At 43.7% G+C, this 20,975-nt stretch carries 14 protein-coding genes; 4 read left to right on the top strand and 10 right to left on the bottom strand.

From position 1 onward, the window contains the following. Nucleotides 1-63 precede the first annotated feature (63 nt). Both rpsG and rpsL read right to left on the bottom strand, forming a co-directional pair. Complete coding sequence (gene rpsG / locus H5993_RS06145; protein WP_180870501.1) at nt 64-534, bottom strand: 30S ribosomal protein S7; 471 nt, start codon at nt 532-534, stop codon at nt 64-66. A 32-nt stretch (nt 535-566) separates the two neighbouring features. Continuing rightward, complete coding sequence (rpsL, locus tag H5993_RS06140; protein ID WP_204776657.1) at nt 567-980, bottom strand: 30S ribosomal protein S12; 414 nt, start codon at nt 978-980, stop codon at nt 567-569. A 281-nt stretch (nt 981-1,261) separates the two neighbouring features. On the opposite strand from rpsL, the gene H5993_RS06135 reads away from it, so the two are divergent. Continuing rightward, nucleotides 1,262-1,942 (top strand): prepilin peptidase, encoded by a 681-nt coding sequence (locus tag H5993_RS06135; RefSeq protein WP_204776656.1) that lies wholly within the window; start codon nt 1,262-1,264, stop codon nt 1,940-1,942. Between the two features lie 658 nt (nt 1,943-2,600). Here H5993_RS06135 and H5993_RS06130 read toward each other — a convergent pair. The 7 genes from H5993_RS06130 to H5993_RS06100 form a co-directional block, all read right to left on the bottom strand. After that, nucleotides 2,601-3,659 (bottom strand): NlpC/P60 family protein, encoded by a 1,059-nt coding sequence (locus tag H5993_RS06130; RefSeq protein WP_204776655.1) that lies wholly within the window; start codon nt 3,657-3,659, stop codon nt 2,601-2,603. 205 nt (nt 3,660-3,864) lie between these two features. Continuing rightward, complete coding sequence (locus tag H5993_RS06125) at nt 3,865-5,034, bottom strand: DUF998 domain-containing protein (RefSeq protein WP_204776654.1); 1,170 nt, start codon at nt 5,032-5,034, stop codon at nt 3,865-3,867. A 102-nt stretch (nt 5,035-5,136) separates the two neighbouring features. After that, on the bottom strand, nt 5,137-8,799 hold the full coding sequence (gene rpoC / locus H5993_RS06120) for a DNA-directed RNA polymerase subunit beta' (protein ID WP_204776653.1): 3,663 nt from the start codon (nt 8,797-8,799) through the stop codon (nt 5,137-5,139). Between the two features lie 20 nt (nt 8,800-8,819). Continuing rightward, entirely contained in the window at nt 8,820-12,398 is a 3,579-nt protein-coding gene (rpoB, locus tag H5993_RS06115; RefSeq protein WP_204776652.1) for a DNA-directed RNA polymerase subunit beta, read from the bottom strand. A 278-nt stretch (nt 12,399-12,676) separates the two neighbouring features. Further along, entirely contained in the window at nt 12,677-13,288 is a 612-nt protein-coding gene (locus H5993_RS06110; RefSeq protein WP_204776651.1) for a TetR/AcrR family transcriptional regulator, read from the bottom strand. A 219-nt stretch (nt 13,289-13,507) separates the two neighbouring features. Continuing rightward, entirely contained in the window at nt 13,508-15,958 is a 2,451-nt protein-coding gene (locus tag H5993_RS06105) for an ATP-dependent Clp protease ATP-binding subunit (RefSeq protein ID WP_204776650.1), read from the bottom strand. Between the two features lie 14 nt (nt 15,959-15,972). Continuing rightward, entirely contained in the window at nt 15,973-16,437 is a 465-nt protein-coding gene (locus H5993_RS06100; protein ID WP_180870517.1) for a CtsR family transcriptional regulator, read from the bottom strand. 191 nt (nt 16,438-16,628) lie between these two features. Here H5993_RS06100 and H5993_RS06095 point away from each other — a divergent pair, with 191 nt between their 5' ends. Both H5993_RS06095 and H5993_RS06090 read left to right on the top strand, forming a co-directional pair. Beyond that, nucleotides 16,629-17,258 (top strand): FMN-dependent NADH-azoreductase, encoded by a 630-nt coding sequence (locus H5993_RS06095; RefSeq protein ID WP_204776649.1) that lies wholly within the window; start codon nt 16,629-16,631, stop codon nt 17,256-17,258. Nucleotide 17,259: 1 nt separating this feature from the next. After that, the gene (locus tag H5993_RS06090; RefSeq protein WP_204776648.1) at nt 17,260-17,733 is read left to right on the top strand and encodes a MarR family winged helix-turn-helix transcriptional regulator; all 474 of its coding nucleotides are present in this window, start codon (nt 17,260-17,262) and stop codon (nt 17,731-17,733) included. Nucleotides 17,734-18,018: 285 nt separating this feature from the next. Here H5993_RS06090 and adhP read toward each other — a convergent pair whose 3' ends face one another. Next, nucleotides 18,019-19,035 carry an alcohol dehydrogenase AdhP gene (adhP, locus tag H5993_RS06085; RefSeq protein ID WP_204776647.1) on the bottom strand — a complete coding sequence of 339 codons (1,017 nt, stop codon included), beginning with the start codon at nt 19,033-19,035 and terminating at the stop codon, nt 18,019-18,021. 324 nt (nt 19,036-19,359) lie between these two features. On the opposite strand from adhP, the gene H5993_RS06080 reads away from it, so the two are divergent. Continuing rightward, complete coding sequence (locus tag H5993_RS06080) at nt 19,360-20,799, top strand: amino acid permease (RefSeq protein WP_204776646.1); 1,440 nt, start codon at nt 19,360-19,362, stop codon at nt 20,797-20,799. Nucleotides 20,800-20,975: the final 176 nt, after the last annotated feature.

Raw genomic sequence — 20,975 nt, 5'->3', positions numbered from 1 at the left:
ACGAAAAATTTTCTGCGTCGCCCCTTTACATTTGAACACAGTCAGGCGACTGTCCTCAAGAAATTACCAGCGGTAGTGTGCAAATGCACGGTTAGCTTCAGCCATCCGCAAAGTGTCTTCCTTCTTCTTAATGGAAGCACCCGTATTGTTTGAAGCATCAATGATTTCGTTTGCCAACCGTTGAACCATCGTGTGTTCCCCACGAAGGCGTGCGTATTGAGTTAACCAACGAAGCGCCAAGGTCCGTTGCCGGTCTGGGCGTACTTCGATTGGAACTTGGTAGTTAGAACCACCAATCCGCCGTGCCTTAACTTCCAAGGCAGGTTGGACGTTTTCCATAGCTTGTTCAAAAACTTCAACTGGATCGTTCCCAGTTTGTTCCTTGATCATTTCAAATGCTTGGTACAAAATCTTGGAAGCAGTTCCCCGCTTACCATCAAGCATCAAGTGGTTGATCATACTCGTTACCAGCTTTGAATTGTAAATTGGATCTGGTAATACTTCTGGCTTTGCAATGTGTCCTTTACGCGGCATTGCTTAATCCCTCCTTATTGATAAAGTCTTGTTTACTTCTTAGGCTTCTTAGCACCGTACTTGGAACGGCTTTGCATCCGGCCTTCAACCCCGGCAGTATCGAGAGTACCACGAATAATGTGGTAACGAACCCCAGGCAAGTCCTTAACACGGCCCCCACGGATCAAGACAACTGAGTGTTCTTGCAAGTTGTGGCCAATCCCTGGGATGTATGCCGTAACTTCGATCAAGTTAGAGAGACGAACACGGGCGTACTTCCGCAAAGCAGAGTTAGGCTTCTTTGGTGTCATCGTCCCAACACGGGTTGCAACCCCACGTTTTTGTGGAGATGGATCCTTGATTTCTTCCTTCTTGAAACTGTTGTAGACGAAGCCAAGAGCTGGTGACTTTGACTTACCCTTGTGGCTCTTCCGGCCCTTACGAACCAATTGGTTAATTGTAGGCATTATTTTTCCCCTTCCTAATTTTTTAAGTCCACATATCCAGGCGGTTCTTTTTTGAGAATAAAAAAAGTGCTTGGATATTATTTCTTTCTGTGCTATCGCTGGGACATTTGTCTGCCCACCGACAGACCCTCCGTTGCTAAAAAAGCACCTTTGTTAAATTAACATGCTTAGCAAAAAAAGTCAACAAAAGTTTGGGTGATGCGCTAATTTTTCGGCAAAAAATCCGTATATATATATATTAGAGGATTCAACCGCCTAATTTTAATCTAAGGAGAACTTTGATGTTAATCATTTTAACGGAATTTCTTTGGGGAGCTTGTCTGGCTTCTTTTATCACGACAATGGTGTCTCGGCATCTCTTAAGTAAGAGTAGAACTTATCCTGCCTATTCGATTTGTGATACCTGTCGTCAGCGCTTAGCTTTCTGGCAATTAATCCCAATTATTGGCTGGTTAATTCAGCGGGGACGGTGTTGGTGGTGTCATTCTTGGATCAGCCCCTTTCAAACGGTAACTGAAATTTTCTGTGGCTGGCTTTATTTTCTATTTTTGCCCCTCTCATGGCAAACACTTCTTTTAACCACAATCTTAGTATGTGGCTTGTTAGTCCTCGCCACCACTGACTGGTATGAACAATGGATCTACCCAACGATTTTGCCAACGCTCATCCCCTTAGCCATCTTAGTCCCGCATCCCCATATCTGGTTATTTGACCTCTTAATAGCCCTTCTCTTTTTGATAATTGGTTTTTCCCCGGGCATCGGCCTTGGCGACGGTGAATTTCTCTTTCTTTTGACCATTTGCTTGGGGAGTCAAGCCGCTTGTTTAACGATTCTTTTTGCTTGTGCCCTTAGTTTGACTAACCGCCGACTTTGGCAAAAACAGGCTTTGCCCCTAATCCCCTATTTAGTTGGAGGGCTAATTCTCACAATTACGCTGATTAATTTTGGTTGGGTAATATAGTCGGCTTTTTCAAGGACCTAACGATGATGAGGACAATCAGGTGAGGAAGGCATAAGCTAAGTTCTTATCCGGAGTACACTTCCAAAAACCGGATTAGCCCGGATATAACCAAAGGTCTTATTTACCTACACTTTGCAAGGGTCAACTGAAACTTTAGCTAGTCTCAAGTCAGAGCATTTCCCAGCATTTAACTGAACCTCACGAAGCCGGAAAAAGATAATTCTAAGGAAAGTTAAAAGGCTCCACCAGAAAGCTTACTCTTATCTAGAGAAAGCTTTCTTAGTGGAGCCGGATTAAACAAATTTAAGAGAGGTTGGGAAAAAAGCTCCTTGACGGCCTGGTTGGGATAAGAAGAACGAAGGTTGATTCATTAGAATCGGCCTTTCGTTCGCACTTATCCGCTAAGGCCGTGCTTTGGAGCGAACCAGCCAACTGGTTTGGCGTTTGTGAGCCCATGCAAGGCTGAATCGGTTGGTGCGACCGTCAGGGAAGCGACTGCCATTCAGCTACTGCTTTGACCTTAGTTACTGAGTAACATTCGGAGATGCAAGAAAGGCTGGAAAGAAACACTAGTTTCTTCCCAGCCTCCTCTTCCCTTTGGTCACATCAACCTATCTAGTAGACACCAACCAAATTAGCTGTGTTGACCTGGGCAATTTTATTCACCAATTACCACATAGTAACTTGGCGTAAATTCGCTAATTGTTTCTGTTTTAACGGTTTGACCAACATCTGGTGCCGCAATGTAACTTCCGTTTCCAAGTGCAATCGCATCATGATATGGCGCACTGTCAGAACCCCAGAAATAAATTGCTCCTGCTGGGGCATTAGCAATATCGTAATGGTGCGTCCCTAATGCTTGTTGTTGGTAAGTCGTCCGGTAACTGCTTGAAAGGCCATATGACCATTGAACTAATCCTGAGCAGTCGAAACCACTCGTTGTGTTGCCACCATAAACATATGGTGTTCCGATTACGGATTGAGCCCGGGCAACAGCTTCACTTGCGGAATAAGTCGTTAAGCCATTTGTAGACGTTGACGCACTAGTGGTCGTTGAACTCGTCGCACTCGTTGTAGCAGATGAACTAACGGTTGACGTTGTAGCACTGCTTGTGGCAGCTGAAGATGCAACTGGCGTACTGGTTGAAGTAGCCGTCGTTGTTGAACTAGCTGCGCTTAATGAACTGTTCGTTCGTAAAGCAACACTATTCGTTGATAAAACATTGTTTGCGGAATTATCACTTGTTGCTGAACTATTAGCAGCACTACTGCTAATACTATTAGCGCTGGTCGTTGTAGTAGCACTCGTAGTATTTGTGGCGCTAGTAGCATTTGCAGAAGCACTAGTCGAACTACTGATAACAGCACTTGCACTGGTCATTGCTGGGGCCTGTGAAGTTGCTGAACTAGTAGCGCTTGCTTGGCTAGCAATCGCTGAATTTGCACTTACTGGCGTACGAGCTACCGAGCTTGCCGACTTAGCAGCCGACGTTGGGATATATAAAGAATCCCCCGCATAAATTAAATTTGGATTTTGAAGGTGATTAGCTTGAATGATTTCACCCATTGAAACATCGTACTTTTGGGAAAGTCCCCAAACTGTGTCACCACTTTGAATTGTAATTGTATCGGCATTAGCTTTGGCAGAGGTCAATAACATTGCCCCGGCCAAGCCAATGGTTGTTGCTAATGCAACTTGCTTAACTTTAATTATCATCAACTCCCAACTTATTTTTTGTGAACCTTTTCCTTAGTTCACTTTCTTAATATAACCGTAAGAATTTACTTGGGATTTACTAAAAACTTACAAATTTTTACAATTTAATTGATCCTGTAATCGTGATGAAATTAGTCATTCTATGGTCATTTTTAAACAATAAAACCTTCTAAAAATTATAAAAAACATTAAACAATTTTCAAACTTACTGATTTTGCTTTTTAATTGGCACGAGCTTGACTGGCACGATCTCTTTTCCACTTGGTAAAAGATTTTCAATATATTGAAAAAGTAGTAAAACCCAAGCAAAAGCTAAGATAAAAGCAAACAGTTCAAAGGCGGTTAACGATAAGTAACGCACCACTTTAAACATAAAGTAATCAAGGACAATCACCCCACCAATTGCGTAGGAAACCTTCAAGAATTGGGCAGTAACTTTGGGGAGACACCAGCGAACAATAACAATTAAAATCCAAAGGAGGTAAACTAACCACATTGCGATTTGATCATGTAACCAGTGGTACTTGGGATCATTCGGGAACAGGCCAATCCCGGCAATGTTAGCTGCTAAAGCCAACAAAAGCCACCGGAGCGAGGTTACCTTCCAATTTCGATACTGCTTAGCCAAGTTAACAAAGAGATAGTCCACCAAGGTTGCCATTAACATTCCGGCAAAGATCAAGGTGATATTAAACTGCCAAGCACTTTCACTATCATGAGTACCCAGAAAGCTGAAATTATAACGCCACCAATCCTTACTTGAATTGGTTAACATTGCAACCCCCACACCTCCAATGATCATAATCGTCATTAAGTTAATGACTACTCCTGGTGAAAGGGTATAAGCAAGGTTGATTAACAAATAGTTAACAATACACAAACTAACAAAAACTAAAACGGTGGTCGTATACTGGTCCAACCCCAGACCTGGAAATAGCTGATCAATTAACCAACCTAAACCAAGGGCAATAATGGCAATAATCATTGCACAAGCCACCACGAGTGGGAGTAAACTTCGCCAAGTAAAGTTTCGTGCCGGTCCTTGTTTGGTAATTTTTTGGCGAATAAAGGCTGCTGCAAACGATACTACCCCACTAACCATACTTAAAAGAGCAATGGAGCTACTAATCGAATATTCACCCGTCCATGGTAAAACAAACGGTGCCTTCGTCCCCCATTTAATGAACACTAAGAAGACCAAGGTAAAGAGGACGGCTAATGTTCCAAAACTTCGAAAGTGTAATTGCGGAATTAGGGCCGTACTATCATCCGGTCGAATTACCAACAATTGATTATCAATGTGCATTGAAGTTGCCCCACTTCGTTCAAGGCGCTTAGCTACATCTTCTGGAACCTCTACCAAATACTTACGCATTTTCTCTCCCCCAACTAATTATGTACACAGAAAAGAGGCTGGTAACCCAGCCTCTTTTCAATAGGACAAAACTTCTGTCAAAAAGTTTTTTTCTTCCAACCGTTAGTTCTCGTCCTGCTTCATTTGTGCTTCCATTTCACGGATTGAAGCACTTGGCATTGCATATGCCGCTTCGCTACTTGGCTTGTTAACCGTAACTTCCTTTGGCTTGATGTTCCGGTAAGTACCCATCCCAGTACCAGCTGGAATGATCTTCCCGATGATAACATTTTCCTTCAAACCAACCAGTGGATCTTCCTTGCCACGAATAGCAGCATCGGTAAGAACCCGCGTTGTTTCTTGGAAGGAAGCTGCCGACAAGAAACTGTTCGTTTCAAGGGCCGCCTTGGTAATCCCAAGGATAACTGGCCGAGCAGTTGCTGGAACCTTCCCCTCAACCAAGGTTTGGTAATTAGCGTCCCGGAATTGGTTAATGTCCATTAATTCACCAGGTAAGACATCAGTATCACCTGGATCCATGACCCGAACCTTCCGCATCATTTGCCGAATCATGATTTCAACGTGCTTATCAAGCAGATCAATCCCTTGCATCCGGTAAACCTTTTGAACTTCAGCTAAGAGGTAAGTTTCAGTTGAAAGAACGTCACGAACCCGAATCAATTCCTTTGGATCAACTGACCCTTCGTTAAGGGCCGAACCACGGTGAATAAAGTCACCTTCCGTAACCCGAAGCCGGGAGGTAATTGGTAAGGTGTACGTCCGCGTATCGTTTTCACCCTTAACGGTGATGTCTTTCGTTTGTTCAGCTGGGTTTTCTTCAATTGATTCAATTTCCCCAGTAACTTCTGAAATGGTTGCTTTCCCTTTAGGATTCCGGGCTTCCACAATTTCCTGAACCCGTGGTAACCCTTGGGTAATATCGTCGTTACCGGCAACCCCACCAGTGTGGAAGTTCCGTAATGTCAATTGCGTCCCAGGTTCACCAATTGATTGGGCAGCGATCGTCCCAATTGCTTCACCGGCTTCAACTTGGTCACCAGTAGCAGCGTTCCGGCCGTAGCACCGTTCACAAACCCCGTGTTCCGTGTTGCAAGTAAAGGCAGAACGAATCGTAACCTTCTTAACACCAGCATCAACGATCTTTTGGGCCATTTCTTCGTCAAGTAAGACATTCTTGCCAACGATCTTTTCCCCAGTTTCTGGATCAAAGACAGACTTCATCGTGTAACGACCAAGGATTCGGTCGTACAATGGTTCGATCATTTCGTTACCGTTCGTGATAGCAGTAACTTCCAAACCACGGTCAGTCCCACAGTCTTCTTCCCGAACAATTACATCTTGAGCAACATCAACTAACCGCCGAGTTAAGTAACCTGAGTTGGCAGTCTTCAAGGCCGTATCGGTCATCCCTTTCCGCGCTCCGTGAGAAGAAATGAACATTTCCAAAACGGAAAGTCCTTCCCGGAAGTTAGAAAGAATTGGCAATTCCATGATCTTTCCAGATGGGGAAGCCATTAAACCACGCATCCCGGCCAACTGAGTAAAGTTAGAAATGTTCCCCCGCGCACCGGAGTCAGACATCATGTTGATTGGGTTGTGGATATCCATGTGTTCAATCAGTTTTTCTTGAACTTCATCCTTAGCATCGTTCCAGATGGCAATAACCCGTTCATACCGCTCGTTATCGGTAATCAGACCACGCCGGAATTGCTTCGTAACCATGTCAACTTGTTTGTGGGCATTTTCGACGATCCCTGGCTTTTCCTTCAAGTCAGTGATATCAACAACCCCCACCGTTAAACCAGAAATGGTTGATTCATAGTAACCAAGGTCCTTCATCTTATCCAAAAGTTCAGAAGTAATCGTTACCTTGTAACGCTTGTAAACTTCAGCGATGATGTCAGATAAGAACCCTTTCTTAAATGGTGGCACAAGTGGTGCATTGGCAAGGTATTCGTGAATATCTTGTCCCTTATCCAAGAAGTACTTGTCAGGAACCCCGTTTTGAAGGTTATCATCAGTTGGTTCATTAATGTAAGGGTAATCATCTGGCATGATGTTGTTGAAGAGGATCTTCCCAACACTCGTTACCATGATCTTTTCCCGTTGGTTATCAGTGAATGGCTTATTCTTGTACGAAGCCGTCTTGATCCCAACCCGGGTTTGAAGAGCTACGTAACCATCCTTGTAGGCCATTTCAGCTTCGGCAGCATCAGCAAAGATCATCCCTTCACCTTCACGCGCCTTATCTTCCGTGGTCATGTAGTAGTTACCAATAACCATATCCTGAGATGGAGCAACGATTGGTTCCCCGTCCCGCGGACTCAGAATGTGGTGAGCCGCCAACATCAAAAGCCGCGCTTCAGCTTGGGCTTCATCAGACAATGGCACGTGGATAGCCATCTGGTCACCATCAAAGTCGGCATTGTAGGCCGCACAAACAAGTGGGTGCAACCGCATTGACTTACCAGAAACCAGGATTGGTTCAAAAGCTTGGATCCCTAACCGGTGCAAAGTAGGTGCCCGGTTTAACAGTACGGGGTGTTCCTTGATAACATCTTCAAGAACATCGAAGACCTTATCGTCTTGCTTATCAATTAAGCGCTTAGCCGCCTTAACGTTGGTTACCAAGTTCCGCTTTGTCAGCTCATGCATAATGAACGGCTTGAACAATTCCAAAGCCATTTGAATTGGTAATCCCATTTGGCTCATCTTTAAAGATGGACCAACATCAATAACGGAACGACCGGAGTAGTCAACCCGCTTCCCAAGTAAGTTTTGCCGGAACCGCCCTTGCTTACCTTTAAGGAGGTGTGACAAGGATTTCAATGGTCGGTTACCAGGACCAGCAACTGGACGGCCCCGCCGACCGTTGTCGATCAAGGCATCAACGGCTTCTTGAAGCATCCGCTTTTCGTTTTGAACAATGATTCCAGGGGCATTTAATTCAAGCAATCGCTTCAACCGGTTGTTCCGGTTAATTACCCGCCGGTAAAGATCGTTCAAGTCAGAAGTTGCAAACCGTCCCCCTTCAAGTTGGACCATTGGCCGCAAGTCAGGTGGCATAACTGGAATTACGTCCATTACCATCCATTCTGGCTTATTTCCAGACTTAATGAAGGCTTCCAAAATATCAAGCCGCCGAACGGCACGCGTCCGTTTTTGACCCGTAGCTTCCTTCAGCGTTGCCTTCAATTCGGCTGCTTCCTTTTCCATGTCGACATCTTTCAACAACTTTTGGATCGCTTCAGCCCCCATTTGAGCGATGAAACGGTCGCCATATTCAGCCTTCTTTTCCCGGTATTCCGGTTCAGAAAGAAGTTGTTTCTTTTCAAGTGGCGTGTCACCCGGATCGAGGACAACGTAAGAAGCAAAGTAAATTACTTCTTCCAAGGCCCGTGGGCTCATGTCAAGAATTAATCCCATCCGTGATGGAATTCCCTTAAAGTACCAAATGTGTGAAACAGGAGCTGCTAATTCGATGTGACCCATCCGTTCCCGCCGAACCTTAGCGGTAGTCACTTCGACCCCACAACGATCACAGACCAAACCCTTGAAACGAACCCGCTTGTACTTTCCACAAGCACATTCATAGTCCTTGGTTGGCCCAAAGATCCGTTCGTCAAACAGCCCTTCCTTTTCTGGCTTTAGCGTCCGGTAGTTGATCGTTTCTGGCTTCTTAACTTCCCCATAAGACCATGAACGAATCTTATTTGGTGATGCCAAAGCGATCTGCATACTTTCAAATTTATTGACGTCAATCAAAGGGCAATCCTCCTTATTCTTTAGTCAGCATTAACTTCATTCGGCGTAGTTTGAGCTGGCTTTACTTCATCATTGTTTTGACGGTTAGCTTGAGCGCGCTTGCGTACGTCAATTACTTCTTCATCTTCGTTCTTAAGTTGAACTTCCTTGTGGTCGTCATCTAAGACCTTCATATCTAACCCAAGGGATTGTAATTCCTTAACCAAGACCCGGAATGATTCTGGAACCCCTGGCTTTGGAATCCGTTCACCGTTGATGATGGCATCGTAAGTATTAACCCGGCCAACCACGTCATCAGACTTGTAAGTTAAGATTTCTTGAAGGGTGTAAGCGGCCCCGTATGCTTCAAGGGCCCAAACTTCCATTTCCCCGAAACGCTGACCACCGAATTGAGCCTTCCCACCAAGTGGTTGTTGCGTAACTAAGGAGTAAGGTCCAATTGAACGAGCGTGAATCTTATCATCAGCCATGTGGGCCAGCTTAAGGTAGTTCATGACCCCAACAGCAATCCGGTTTTCGAATGGTTCACCAGTCCGACCATCATAAAGAATCGTCTTCCCGTCTGATGGCAAGCCAGCTTCTTTAACGGCTTCCCAAACATCCTTATCAGTTGCCCCATCAAAGACTGGCGTCGCAATGTGGATACCAAGTTGACGAGCAGCCATCCCCAAGTGAAGTTCAATAACTTGACCGATATTCATCCGGGATGGCACACCCATTGGACTCAACATGATGTCGATTGGGGTCCCATCTGGCATAAATGGCATATCTTCTTCTGGAATAACAATGGAAACCGTCCCCTTGTTACCGTGCCGACCGGACATCTTATCACCGACTTGAAGCTTCCGCTTTTGGGCGATGTAAACCCGCACCATCTTGTTAACTCCAGGGGCTAGTTCGTCCCCGTTTTCACGAGTGAAGATCTTAACGTCTTGGATGATCCCGCCACCACCGTGTGGCACCCGGAGTGACGTGTCCCGAACTTCACGTGACTTTTCACCAAAGATAGCGTGTAAGAGTCGTTCTTCAGCAGATAATTCAGTTACTCCTTTTGGCGTAACCTTACCAACTAGGATGTCACCATCGTGAACTTCAGAACCAATCCGAATAATTCCAGTCTCATCAAGGTTCTTCAAAGCATCAGCCCCAACATTAGGCAATTCACGAGTCATTTCTTCTGGTCCAAGCTTAGTTTCCCGTGCTTCAGATTCATATGATTCAATGTGAATAGATGTGTAAACGTCATCCTTAACTAACCGTTCGGAAATGGCGATGGCATCTTCGAAGTTGTACCCTTGCCAAGTCATGAAAGCGATCAATGGGTTTTGGCCAAGCGCTAATTCCCCTTGATCCATTGCTGGACCGTCGGCAATTACTTCATCAGCATCAATTGCATCCCCGACCTTAACGATTGGCCGTTGATTATAGTTCTTACCACCGTTTGAACGCCGGAACTTCATTAGCTTGTAGGTATCAAGCGTGCCGTCTTCTTGACGAATCCGAATCTGGCGAGCATCAACGTATTCCACTGTCCCAGGATTCTTAGCAATCAAAGCAACCCCAGAGTCGTGAGCGGCCTTGTATTCAATCCCCGTCCCGATTAAAGCAGCGTGAGGGTCAATCAAAGGAACCGCTTGCCGTTGCATATTAGCCCCCATCAAGGCCCGGTTAGAGTCATCGTTTTCCAAGAATGGAATACATGCAGAAGCAACCGAAACTACTTGCTTAGGGGAAACGTCCATGTAGTCAACGTTTTCAGCGGAAGTTGTGATGTAGTCTTCCTTATCACGGCACATAATTTCTTCTTCAGCGAAGGAACCATCTTCGTTTAACTTCGTGTTGGCTTGGGCAATGATGTAGTTATCTTCTTCATCGGCAGTTAAGTAGTCGATCTTATCGGTAACCTTGTGTGTTTCCCATGAAACCCGCCGGTATGGCGTTTCAATAAAGCCGTACTTGTTAACCCGAGCATAAGTGGAAAGGTTATTGATCAACCCAATGTTTGGACCTTCTGGTGTTTCAATTGGACACATCCGGCCATAGTGGGTATAGTGCACGTCCCGCACTTCATATCCGGCCCGGTCCCGGGTTAAACCACCGGGTCCTAAAGCAGACAGCCGCCGCTTGTGGTTCAATTCCCCAAGTGGGTTCGTCTGGTCCATAAATTGAGAAAGTTGAGAAGAACCAAAGAATTCCTTAATGGCAGCAACAACTGGCCGAATGTTGATTAATTGTTGTGGGGTAACGGTGTTAATATCTTGAATTGACATCCGTTCGCGAACCACCCGTTCCATCCGAGCTAACCCAATCCGGAATTGATTTTGGAGTAATTCCCCAACGGAACGAATCCGCCGATTCCCCAAGTGGTCAATATCATCGGTTGATCCGATTCCTTCTTGTAAGTTGAAGAAGTAGTTAACAGAAGCGATGATATCAGCTGGTTGGATGTGCTTAAGTTCCAATGGAATGTGACCATTAGCAACGATTGGCACAATCCGTTCAGGGTCATTCTTGGAGTAAACCAAGATCTTTTGAAGCTTAACCGGTTCCGTAACAACCGCTTCGTCAGATGGGGTGTAAGTAATCATCTTGAAGTCGTCTTGAGCCAAAGCTGGTTCCAACTTCTTCAAAACTTCCTTCGTTACAACGTCACCTTTTTGGGCAAGAATTTCACCAGTCTCGGGATCAGCCAAAGTTTCCGCCAAAGTCAAGCCAAGTAAACGGTAACGCATGTTCAACTTCTTGTTGGTCTTGTAACGACCAACTGGTGCCATATCGTAACGCTTTGGATCGAAGAAGCGAGCATTTAAAAGACTACGCGCAGAGTCAGCCGTCTTTGGTTCACCAGGACGAAGCCGTTCGTAAATATCCTTCAAAGCTTCTTCAACCCGGGAATCTTCAGGGTTCTTGTGAACGTCCTTATCAATCGTAGCTGCTAAGGAATCACTATTTCCGCCAAGGATATCGATAATTTCATCATCAGAACCGAACCCAAGGGCCCGAACTAATTCTGTCATTGGAAGCTTCCGCGTCCGGTCAATCCGGACATAGGAAATCCCCTTTGCATCAGTTTCGTATTCAAGCCAAGCCCCACGGTTCGGAATGAAGTTAGCTCCGTAGTTTGGTCGACCATTTTTGTCCGTTTCTGAGTTGTAGTAAACCCCTGGGGAACGAACCAATTGGGAAACAATAACCCGTTCAGCACCGTTAATAATAAAGGTCCCTTGCTTGGTCATTAATGGAAAATCACCAAAGAAAACATCTTGGGACTTGATTTCACCAGTTTCGTGGTTAGTTAACCGCAAAGTAACATGTAGGGGCGCAGAATAATTAGCGTCGTGTTCACGAGCTTCATCAACAGTATACTTTGGTTCTAGGAGTTGGTAATCAACGAACTCCAAAGAAAGCTTGCCTTGGAAATCATCGATTGGCATGATGTCATCAAACATTTCACGCAAACCTTTATCCATGAACCAGTTGTAAGAATCAGTTTGAATTTCAATCAAGTTCGGGAGGTCAAGGACTTCCTTGATCCGGGAATAACTACGACGAGTACGGTGCTTACCGTATTTCACTAAATGTCCGGCCAAACTATTCACCTCTCTAAGTTTGTTGGGTGATTCAATGTTACATTTTGATTACATTTCGTCCAAAAGCCTACTTTTGAGCAAAAAAAATCCAAAAGCAACCTAAAAATTGCCTTTGGTTTTTTATAAAGTGGCTGACGGACAAGAGATCGCCAGTCGCATTGAAATCACAATTACATACAGTGAATAAAATACACTAATTAAATTCGATAGTCAAGAAAAAGATTCATTATATGGAAAGAAAAAAGCAATTGCTCGGCTCTCCCTTCCAAGCAATTGCTTTTGCTTATTTATTTGCGATCATCTTGGTGGGCTTGATCAGTCAGTCCAGTGATAATAGCATCAATAATCAACCGTTGGCGTTGTTCGGCATTTAATGACCGACCTCCGATTTTTTGGAATGTCCCAAACAATGGAGCTAAACTTGCAATCAGCAGTTCAGCAGCTTCCTTTGGCATTAAATCCGGCCGAAGTTTAACATCTGGCAACTTAAAGTATTCAGATAATGGTTCAAGATAATCCATCGTAAAAATCATGTTCAACTTATGTTGCGCACTTGGCGTCAATTGCCGTAATGCCGTTTGATATTGAGCATAGATATTTAATGGATGGTACTTCAAGTAAACTTTTGCAATCCGGTAAAGCCGTTCTTCAGGGGTAAGGTCTGTTTTCCGTAAAACCTTGTTGGTTTCTTGACGGACCTTTCCACAAAGTTCAGTCAGAACTGTAAGGTAGAGTTCTTCCTTATCTGTAAAATGATGATACAAAGCGGGTTGGGTAATCCCAATTTGCTTAGCAATATCTCGGGTTGACGTTCCAGCAAAACCATGTTCCAAAAATAATTTTGTTGCCGTCGTTAAGATCGCATTTCGTGTTTTGGCCAATTGTTCAGCTCGTCTCATTTTTTAAACGCTCCTATTCTATGCGAAAAATCGATTATCTCGATTTAACATACTCCCACAGCATTCACTATTATTTATCTACTGCTATCATTTGTCAATCATTAACGGCCACGCCACCAATAAAACTTATAAAAAAAAAAAAAAAACGACCCCCAAATTTATTTTTTAAAGTTAGGGGTTCGCTTATATAAATTTTAATTAAGATTATAAAGAATTGAATTACGATCTTTTATTTTGAGCAGTAAAAGTTAACTTTCCCTTTCTAGCTCCGATGGTAACCTTTTCACCAGGTTTAATTTCATGATCCAAAAGTTGTAGACTTAAGGGGTCTTCGACTAGCGTTTGAATGGCTCTTCTTATTGGTCGAGCACCGTATGCTGGTTGATAACCTTTCGCTGCAATTAGATCGATTGCTGCGGGGGTTAATCGAAGATCAATTGCTTGTTGGGATAGGCGACTAACCAGTTGCTTAGTCATTAACTTAACAATTTGATGTAAGTTTTCCTTTGATAATGAATGGAAAACGATCGTTTCATCAATTCGGTTTAAGAATTCTGGCCGGTAATGAAGTTTCAATTGTTGATTAATCGTCGCCTTCATTGCTCCATAATCATCACTTGCTGGCTGATTGCCAAAGCCGACAGTCTTTTCATCTTGAAGTTGGGTCGCTCCAAGGTTTGAAGTCATGATCAAGATCGTATTCTTAAAGTCAACTTTCCGGCCCTTAGCGTCAGTTAAATAACCGTCATCAAGAACTTGTAACAGTAAGTTAAAGACTTCAGGATTAGCTTTTTCCGCTTCATCAAGGAGGACAACGGAGTATGGATGTTGACGAACCTTTTCGGTTAACTGGCCCCCTTCTTCATAACCAACGTATCCAGGAGCCGCTCCAACTAAGCGACTTGTACTATACCGTTCCTGGTATTCAGACATATCGATCCGAATTAAGTTGTCTTCAGAACCAAAGACCGTTGCCGCTAGTGCCTTGGCTAGTTCGGTCTTTCCAACCCCGGTTGGACCAAGGAACATAAAGGAACCAATTGGGCGCCGCGGATCTTTCAAACCACTCCGTGACCGGCGGATCGCCCGAGAAATTGCACTCACTGCCTCATCCTGGCCAATTACCCGTTGGTGAAGGATCTTTTCAAGATTAACTAAACGGTCCTCTTCTTTCCGCTTAAGTTGGGTTACTGGTACCCCAGTCCAATCTGCTACAACAACGGCAATATCTTCTGCACTTACTTTTGGTTGCTTAGCATTTAACTTGGCCTTTTGCTTGGCTAATCGTTCATTAAGGTCAGCTTTTAAGTTCAATTCATCTTGGCGCAAACTAGCTGCCCGATCAAAGTTTTGTTCTTCAATTGCTGCTTCTTTTGCTTGGCGAAGGTTGCTCAATTCATGGATTAACGATTGAGTCTGATCATCAAGCCGATCAGCATCAATCCGCACCATCGCAGAAGCTTCATCAACAAGATCAATTGCCTTATCGGGAAGAAAACGGTCAGCAATATAACGCGTTGAAAGTTCAACAGCCGCCCTTAACGCATCATCAGTAATCTTCAAATGATGGTGCTCTTCATACGCCGGCCGGATTCCTTTCAGGATCGCTTCGGTTTGTTCCTTAGTTGGTTCTTCAATCATCACCTTGGCAAACCGCCGCTCCAAAGCCGCATCCTTTTCGATGTATTTTTGATACTCATCTAAAGTAGTTGCCCCAATCAACTGGAGTTCCCCCCGGGCAAGCGCGGGCTTTAAAATATTAGATGCGTCAAGGGCGCCTTCTGCTCCCCCAGCACCAACTACCGTGTGTAATTCATCAACAAAGAGGATCACATCCCCACTTTGATAAATTTCTGCCAGGACCTTCTTTAATCGTTCTTCAAACTCACCCCGGAATTTGGTTCCAGCAACGAGGGTCCCCATATCTAAGGCAACCAAACGTTTATTGATTAAATTATCGGGAACTTGTTTTTTGATAATCCGTTGGGCTAAACCTTCAACAATTGCGGTTTTCCCAACTCCTGGCTCACCAACCAAAACTGGATTGTTTTTCGTCTTCCGGCTAAGAAGCTGAATCATCCGCTTAATTTCTTTATCCCGACCAACGACCGTTTCTAAGTCATCAGTAGTAGCCCGATTGGTTAAGTCACGCCCCAGCTTATCAAGAGTTGGCGTGGCTGAAGTGGCCCGGCGTGCCCCCCGCTGGTTTATTGCTTGCGAGGCAGCTTTGCCTAATTTATGAACCAAGGTCCGGCGAGCTTGTTGAATATTAACATCTAAATTGGTTAAAATGCGCGATGATAAAATTGTTTCATCGCTCAAAAGGGCCAGAAGTAAATGCTCAGTTCCAACGCGATTTGCGTTCATTTGGTGTGCTAATTGGGTTGCCAATCGCAAAATAACCCGTAACTTCGGTGAAGCCGGTAAATATTCATCGAGGTTTGATGAACCCAAAGTTCCATAGCCCGTAAACCGCTCAATTTCAGCGCGAACATCATCACTAGAAATATTAAATTGGTTAAGAACTTCCGCTGCCACGCCACTATTTTCTATGCTAAGGGCTAACAGTAGGTGTTCCGTTCCAATCGCTTGATGTTTAAAGTAAACTGCCTGTTCCCGGGCTAAATCTAGCACCGCCCGCGCATTTGGTGTGTAAAAGTTATCGTCCATTGATATCCCCTTTATTATTCATAGCGAAGCCGCGTCAAAAGCGCAACTAAAATCCGCGCCCGTAACTGATCTTCTGCCTGGTGCGTTGGCTGTTTAAGGGTTGCCTTATCAATTGCTACCAACATTAAATCTCCTTCACGATGGGAAATTAATTTTTCTTCATAGAGGGTATTAATAATTTTAATAGCATCCTTTTCACTAATTGCTTCACCAATATTATCAATCACCATTTGAAGAACATCTTCGTCGGCAAGCAAGTTAACCCGTTCGATTCGAATATATCCGCCACCGCCACGCTTACTTTGCACTAAGTAACCATTTTGAAGATTAAACCGCGTCTTAATCACATAATTAATTTGTGAGGGAACAACATCAAAATGATCCGCAATTTCCGCCCGGCGAATTTCAATTTGCGGATCGTTACCTAAGATAGATTTCAAATAAGCTTCAATCACGTCTGAGATACTCCGTTCTTCCACTGATTTCAGCTCCCTTCTTGACTAATCTTGACCTTAATAATACCACATTTTACTGACTTTTCCCGGATTTTGCTTGGATTGGTACTAAATTTTAAGAAAGATAAATTATTGTTGACTCGCAACAATAATTAGATTACAATCGTCCGTGTTTTGTTACTAAGCAACAATAATCTAAAGTGAGGTTATTAATTATGGCAACTTTATTAGTAGTTCAAGCGCATCCCCACGTTTCCAAAAGCTATTCTCTTCAAGTTCAACGGCACTTTTTAAATCACTATCAGCAAATTCACCCTAGTGATAAAATTATTATTCGAGATCTTTTCACAAAGCCGGTGCCCCCGCTTAACGCTACTACGTTGACTGTTCGAGAAAAGCAGCGTCAACATGCGCCCTTAGCGATAGACGAAGAAGCTAATTTTCAAGAACATCAAGCGTGGTTAAACGAGTTTTTGGTAGCTGATAAATATGTCTTCACTAATCCAATGTACAACCTTTTCCTACCTGCTGAATTGAAACAGTACATTGACCTAATTGCTGTTCCCCATAAAACCTTCAAATACACTTCAACTGGTCCAGTTGGCCTCCTAAAGGATAAGTCAGTCGTTCATATTCAAGCTAGTGGTGATCAATACACTGGTACTCCTCAAGCAAAGCTCGATTTAGGATCAATGTACCTTAAAACGATAATGGGTTTATTTGGGATTCAAGAAAACAATTACCACCAAATCTTTGTTGAAGGGTTAGACTGGGGAAATGCAGACGGCGAAAAGATCTTAAGTTATTGTTTTGATCAAGCCGAAAAAATTGCCGAGAGGATTTAAAATGGACCCGAAAATTCAGGAAATCACGATTCTAATCGCTACCTTACGTAATCAACGGAAAACCGATCTAAGTGAGGCTCAAACATGGATGTTAGCCCACGCAATAGATAATGAACAAGCGGCTTTAATTCCCCAAATCGCAATCGTTGGTTATCACATTCTTGATCAGCTTAGTATTGCTAAAGAGCTTAACGGTACTGAACTGGCTGCAAGGATCAGAGTTAGCCGGAGCGGGACGACCCGAGCGGCCAAGCACCTTGTTAATCTTCATCTCGTAACTAGCCAACGTCATCCAAATAATCAAAAAAGCATCTATTATCAATTAACAACGACCGGGTTACAATTGGCTAAATTACACCAAGAGATGCATCAAAACCTCTATCGTGATTTACAAGTAAAAATTGCAAAAGAATACCAACCAAAGGAATTAGCAATAATTGCCCGTTTCTTAAAAGAAATTGTGGATCATCAATAATAAAGATCGAAGAATGGGAACAAGGCTTGTCGATGGCCTGGTTGGGATAAAAAGAACGCAGGTTGATTTATCAGAATCGTTTTTGGAGCGAACCAGTCAACTTGTTTGGCGTTTGTGAGCCCATGCAAGGCTGAATCGGTTGGTGCATTAGGGAAGTAACTAGCATTCAGCTCCTGCTTTGACCGTAGTTGCTGAGTAACATTCGGAGATGAAAAAATAGGGTAGGAAGAAACTCGAATTTCTTCCCACCCTATCTTCATTATTGATTAACGTTATTTGTTTAGATTAGTGAACAAAGTCAACAACGTTCCGACCAACAACTTTGTTATCCTTCAATTCTTGGATCATATCGTTGATTTCAGAAAGCTTCCGCGTCTTAACAATTGGGTGAACCTTGCCTTCAGCACCAAATTGGAAACATTCAGCCAAGTCTTGCCGCGTCCCAACTAAGGAACCAGCGACGATAATTCCGTCAAGCACTGTCTTAGCAATGTTCAAGTTCATGTCTCCTTGTGGAAGCGCGACGGCAACTAACTTCCCATCTGGACGAAGGGAGTTAACAGCTTGGTCAAAAGCAGCTGCAGAAACGGCCGTAACAACTGCGGCATGAACACCGCCAACCTTTGCTTGAATTTGTTCATCGACATTGTCATCATGACGATTAATGCAAATTTCAGCCCCGTTTTCCTTAGCAGCTTGAAGCTTGTCCTCATTACCATCGACAGCGATAACGTGAGCCCCAAAGACATTGTGGGCAAATTGAATCCCAAGGTTACCTAAACCACCAGCACCAACGATGGATACCCATTGACCAGGCTTGATATCAGCAACCTTCAAAGCTTTGTACATTGTAACCCCAGCACAAGTTAAGGAAGTAGCTTCAACTGGATCAAGCCCTTCGGGAACCTTAACTGCGTAATCAGCCGGAACAATACATTGTTCGGCCATTGCCCCATCGGCGGTGTAACCAGCGTTCAAAACGTCGCGACAAAGCGTTTCCCGACCAGTCAAGCAGTATTCACAATGGCCACAGCCCTTAAAGAACCAAGCAATCGATACCCGATCGCCAACCTTTAAGCTCGTAACCCCAGGGGCAACCTTGGATACACGACCAACCCCTTCGTGACCGATAATTCGACCTGGCTTGTCACCAAAGTCACCGGCAGCACAGTGCAAGTCAGTGTGACATAACCCACAGTATTCCATATCAACCAGGGCTTCACCTGGCTTTAAATCACGTAATGTGACATCTTTAACAGTAACGTAACCATCTACTGGATCATTAATAACTGCAGCCTTCATGGAACATATCTCCTTTGTTAATCTAATAAACTTTCTACGGTTATTATGGTACTGTTACTTTCAAAATTTTTCAAGTGAATTTTTGAACATTATCATTATATTTTTTGCTAATCATAATTTAATCAAATAAATAAAGCCTTAAATCAGCGCAGTTTTCGAAATTGGTATAGTTTGTTTGACGATTGATTTGTTTTTCACTAAGTCGTTTAGGGTAACTTTTTTATCCTTAAAATAATTTTCACCGCCGGAAGGTCATTTTATTGGTATAATGGCAAAGTTGACCATTTAGATTGTCTTCACAAATTTAGAATTTAGGAGTTTAATATGTCAAATTCAGCAGAAAATGATCTTGCTAACCAGCACTATAACCAATTAACTGGGCTGAAGCTCTTTGCGATGACCAGTTCGATGGTAATTTCGATCGATGAGTTTGCCCCCTTCGGCAAAACTGGTGCAACTGCCCTTTTTTACCTACTATTTGCCGGCTTAATTTGGTTTTTACCGGTCACACAAGCGGCCGGGGAAATGGCCTCTATTGATGGCTGGCAAAAAGGGGGCATCTTTACTTGGGTTAAAAATACCCTTGGCGAAAAGACCGGCTTTACCGCCATGTTTTACCAGTGGATCCACATTACTGCCGGGATGGACCTAATGATGTATGTCATCATCGGAGCCTTGTCAATTGCCTTAAACACGCCATGGTTTAATACCACACCAATTATTCGGTTTGGTTTAATGATGATCCTTCTCTGGGGCGCAACCTTTAGCCAACTCTTAGGAGCTAAACGAGTCGGGAAAATTGCTGAGTGGTTATTTGCGTTAGGAATTGTAACACCAGTTTTACTCCTAGTTTTGGTCGTGGCAGTTTACCTAATTCAAGGTAACCCGGTTTATGTGCACATTAACTTCCATACCATTTTCCCACACCATGTTAATGGAACGACTTTAGTTGCTTTTGTTCCTTTTATTTTAGCTTTCTGTGGTGGAGAAGCTTCAGCGCCACACGTTAAAAACCTCGCCAAACCTAAGCAATATCCAAAGGTAATGGTAGCCCTCGTCATAACTGCGATTAGTTTAGATTTACTAGGAAGTATGTCAATTGCAATGACGGTGCCAGCAGCTCATATCCAAAATAGTACCGGCTTCGTTCATACTTACGGCCGCCTCTTAAGTTCAATCGGTCTTCCCGGAAACGAGCTTGAAAAAATAATTGGTTTAATGCTCGCCTGCGGAATTCTAGGTGAACTCGGCAATTGGATTGCCGGCCCTAATCAAGGGTTATATGAGGCTGCCCGTGAAGGGTTTCTTCCTGGCTTCTTCGCGAAGGCAACTAAACACGGAATTCCCTTCCGGATCATGGTCCTTCAATCCAGTATTGTCACTTTGACTGCCTTTTTAATCACCTTTACGAGTGGCCAAAATGCTGATTTTGCTTTTAACGTTGCCCTCGCAGCGACGACTGCTCAATACCTAATGGTGTACATGATTATGCTTTGGGCATATATCATTCTGAAGCTTCGGCATGAAGACCTTCATCGGGCATATCGGATGACCAAGCGACCGAACCTCAGCATCGCTTTTGCTTGCCTTGCTTTTGTCATTACTTTCGTTGCTTTCTTCATTACCTTTATTCCGGCCCAAGGGACGCCTCAACATTTACGGGTTACTTACGTGGTAATTTTGGCATTAATGTGTTTGATTGTTTCAGTCTTACCATTCTGGATCTATCGTGGTCATCAGAAGTGGCAAAGGGAATTAAAATAGCAACAACCGTATGAGAAATAGAGGGTGGGAAGAAACTCAAGTTTCTTCCCACCCTCTTTCCTACGATTAGTCAAGCGAAAAGTTATCGAAAATTAGCGTACACTAAACAAACCTGATCTAAATAAGAATTTAAAAATCAGGAAAAAGTGATATATTAAAGAAGAGGGTTAATCCTC

This window comes from Limosilactobacillus alvi (assembly GCF_016900115.1).
GTDB classification, from domain to species: Bacteria; Bacillota; Bacilli; order Lactobacillales; family Lactobacillaceae; genus Limosilactobacillus; species Limosilactobacillus alvi.
This window is presented reverse-complemented; position numbering and strand designations above follow the sequence as displayed.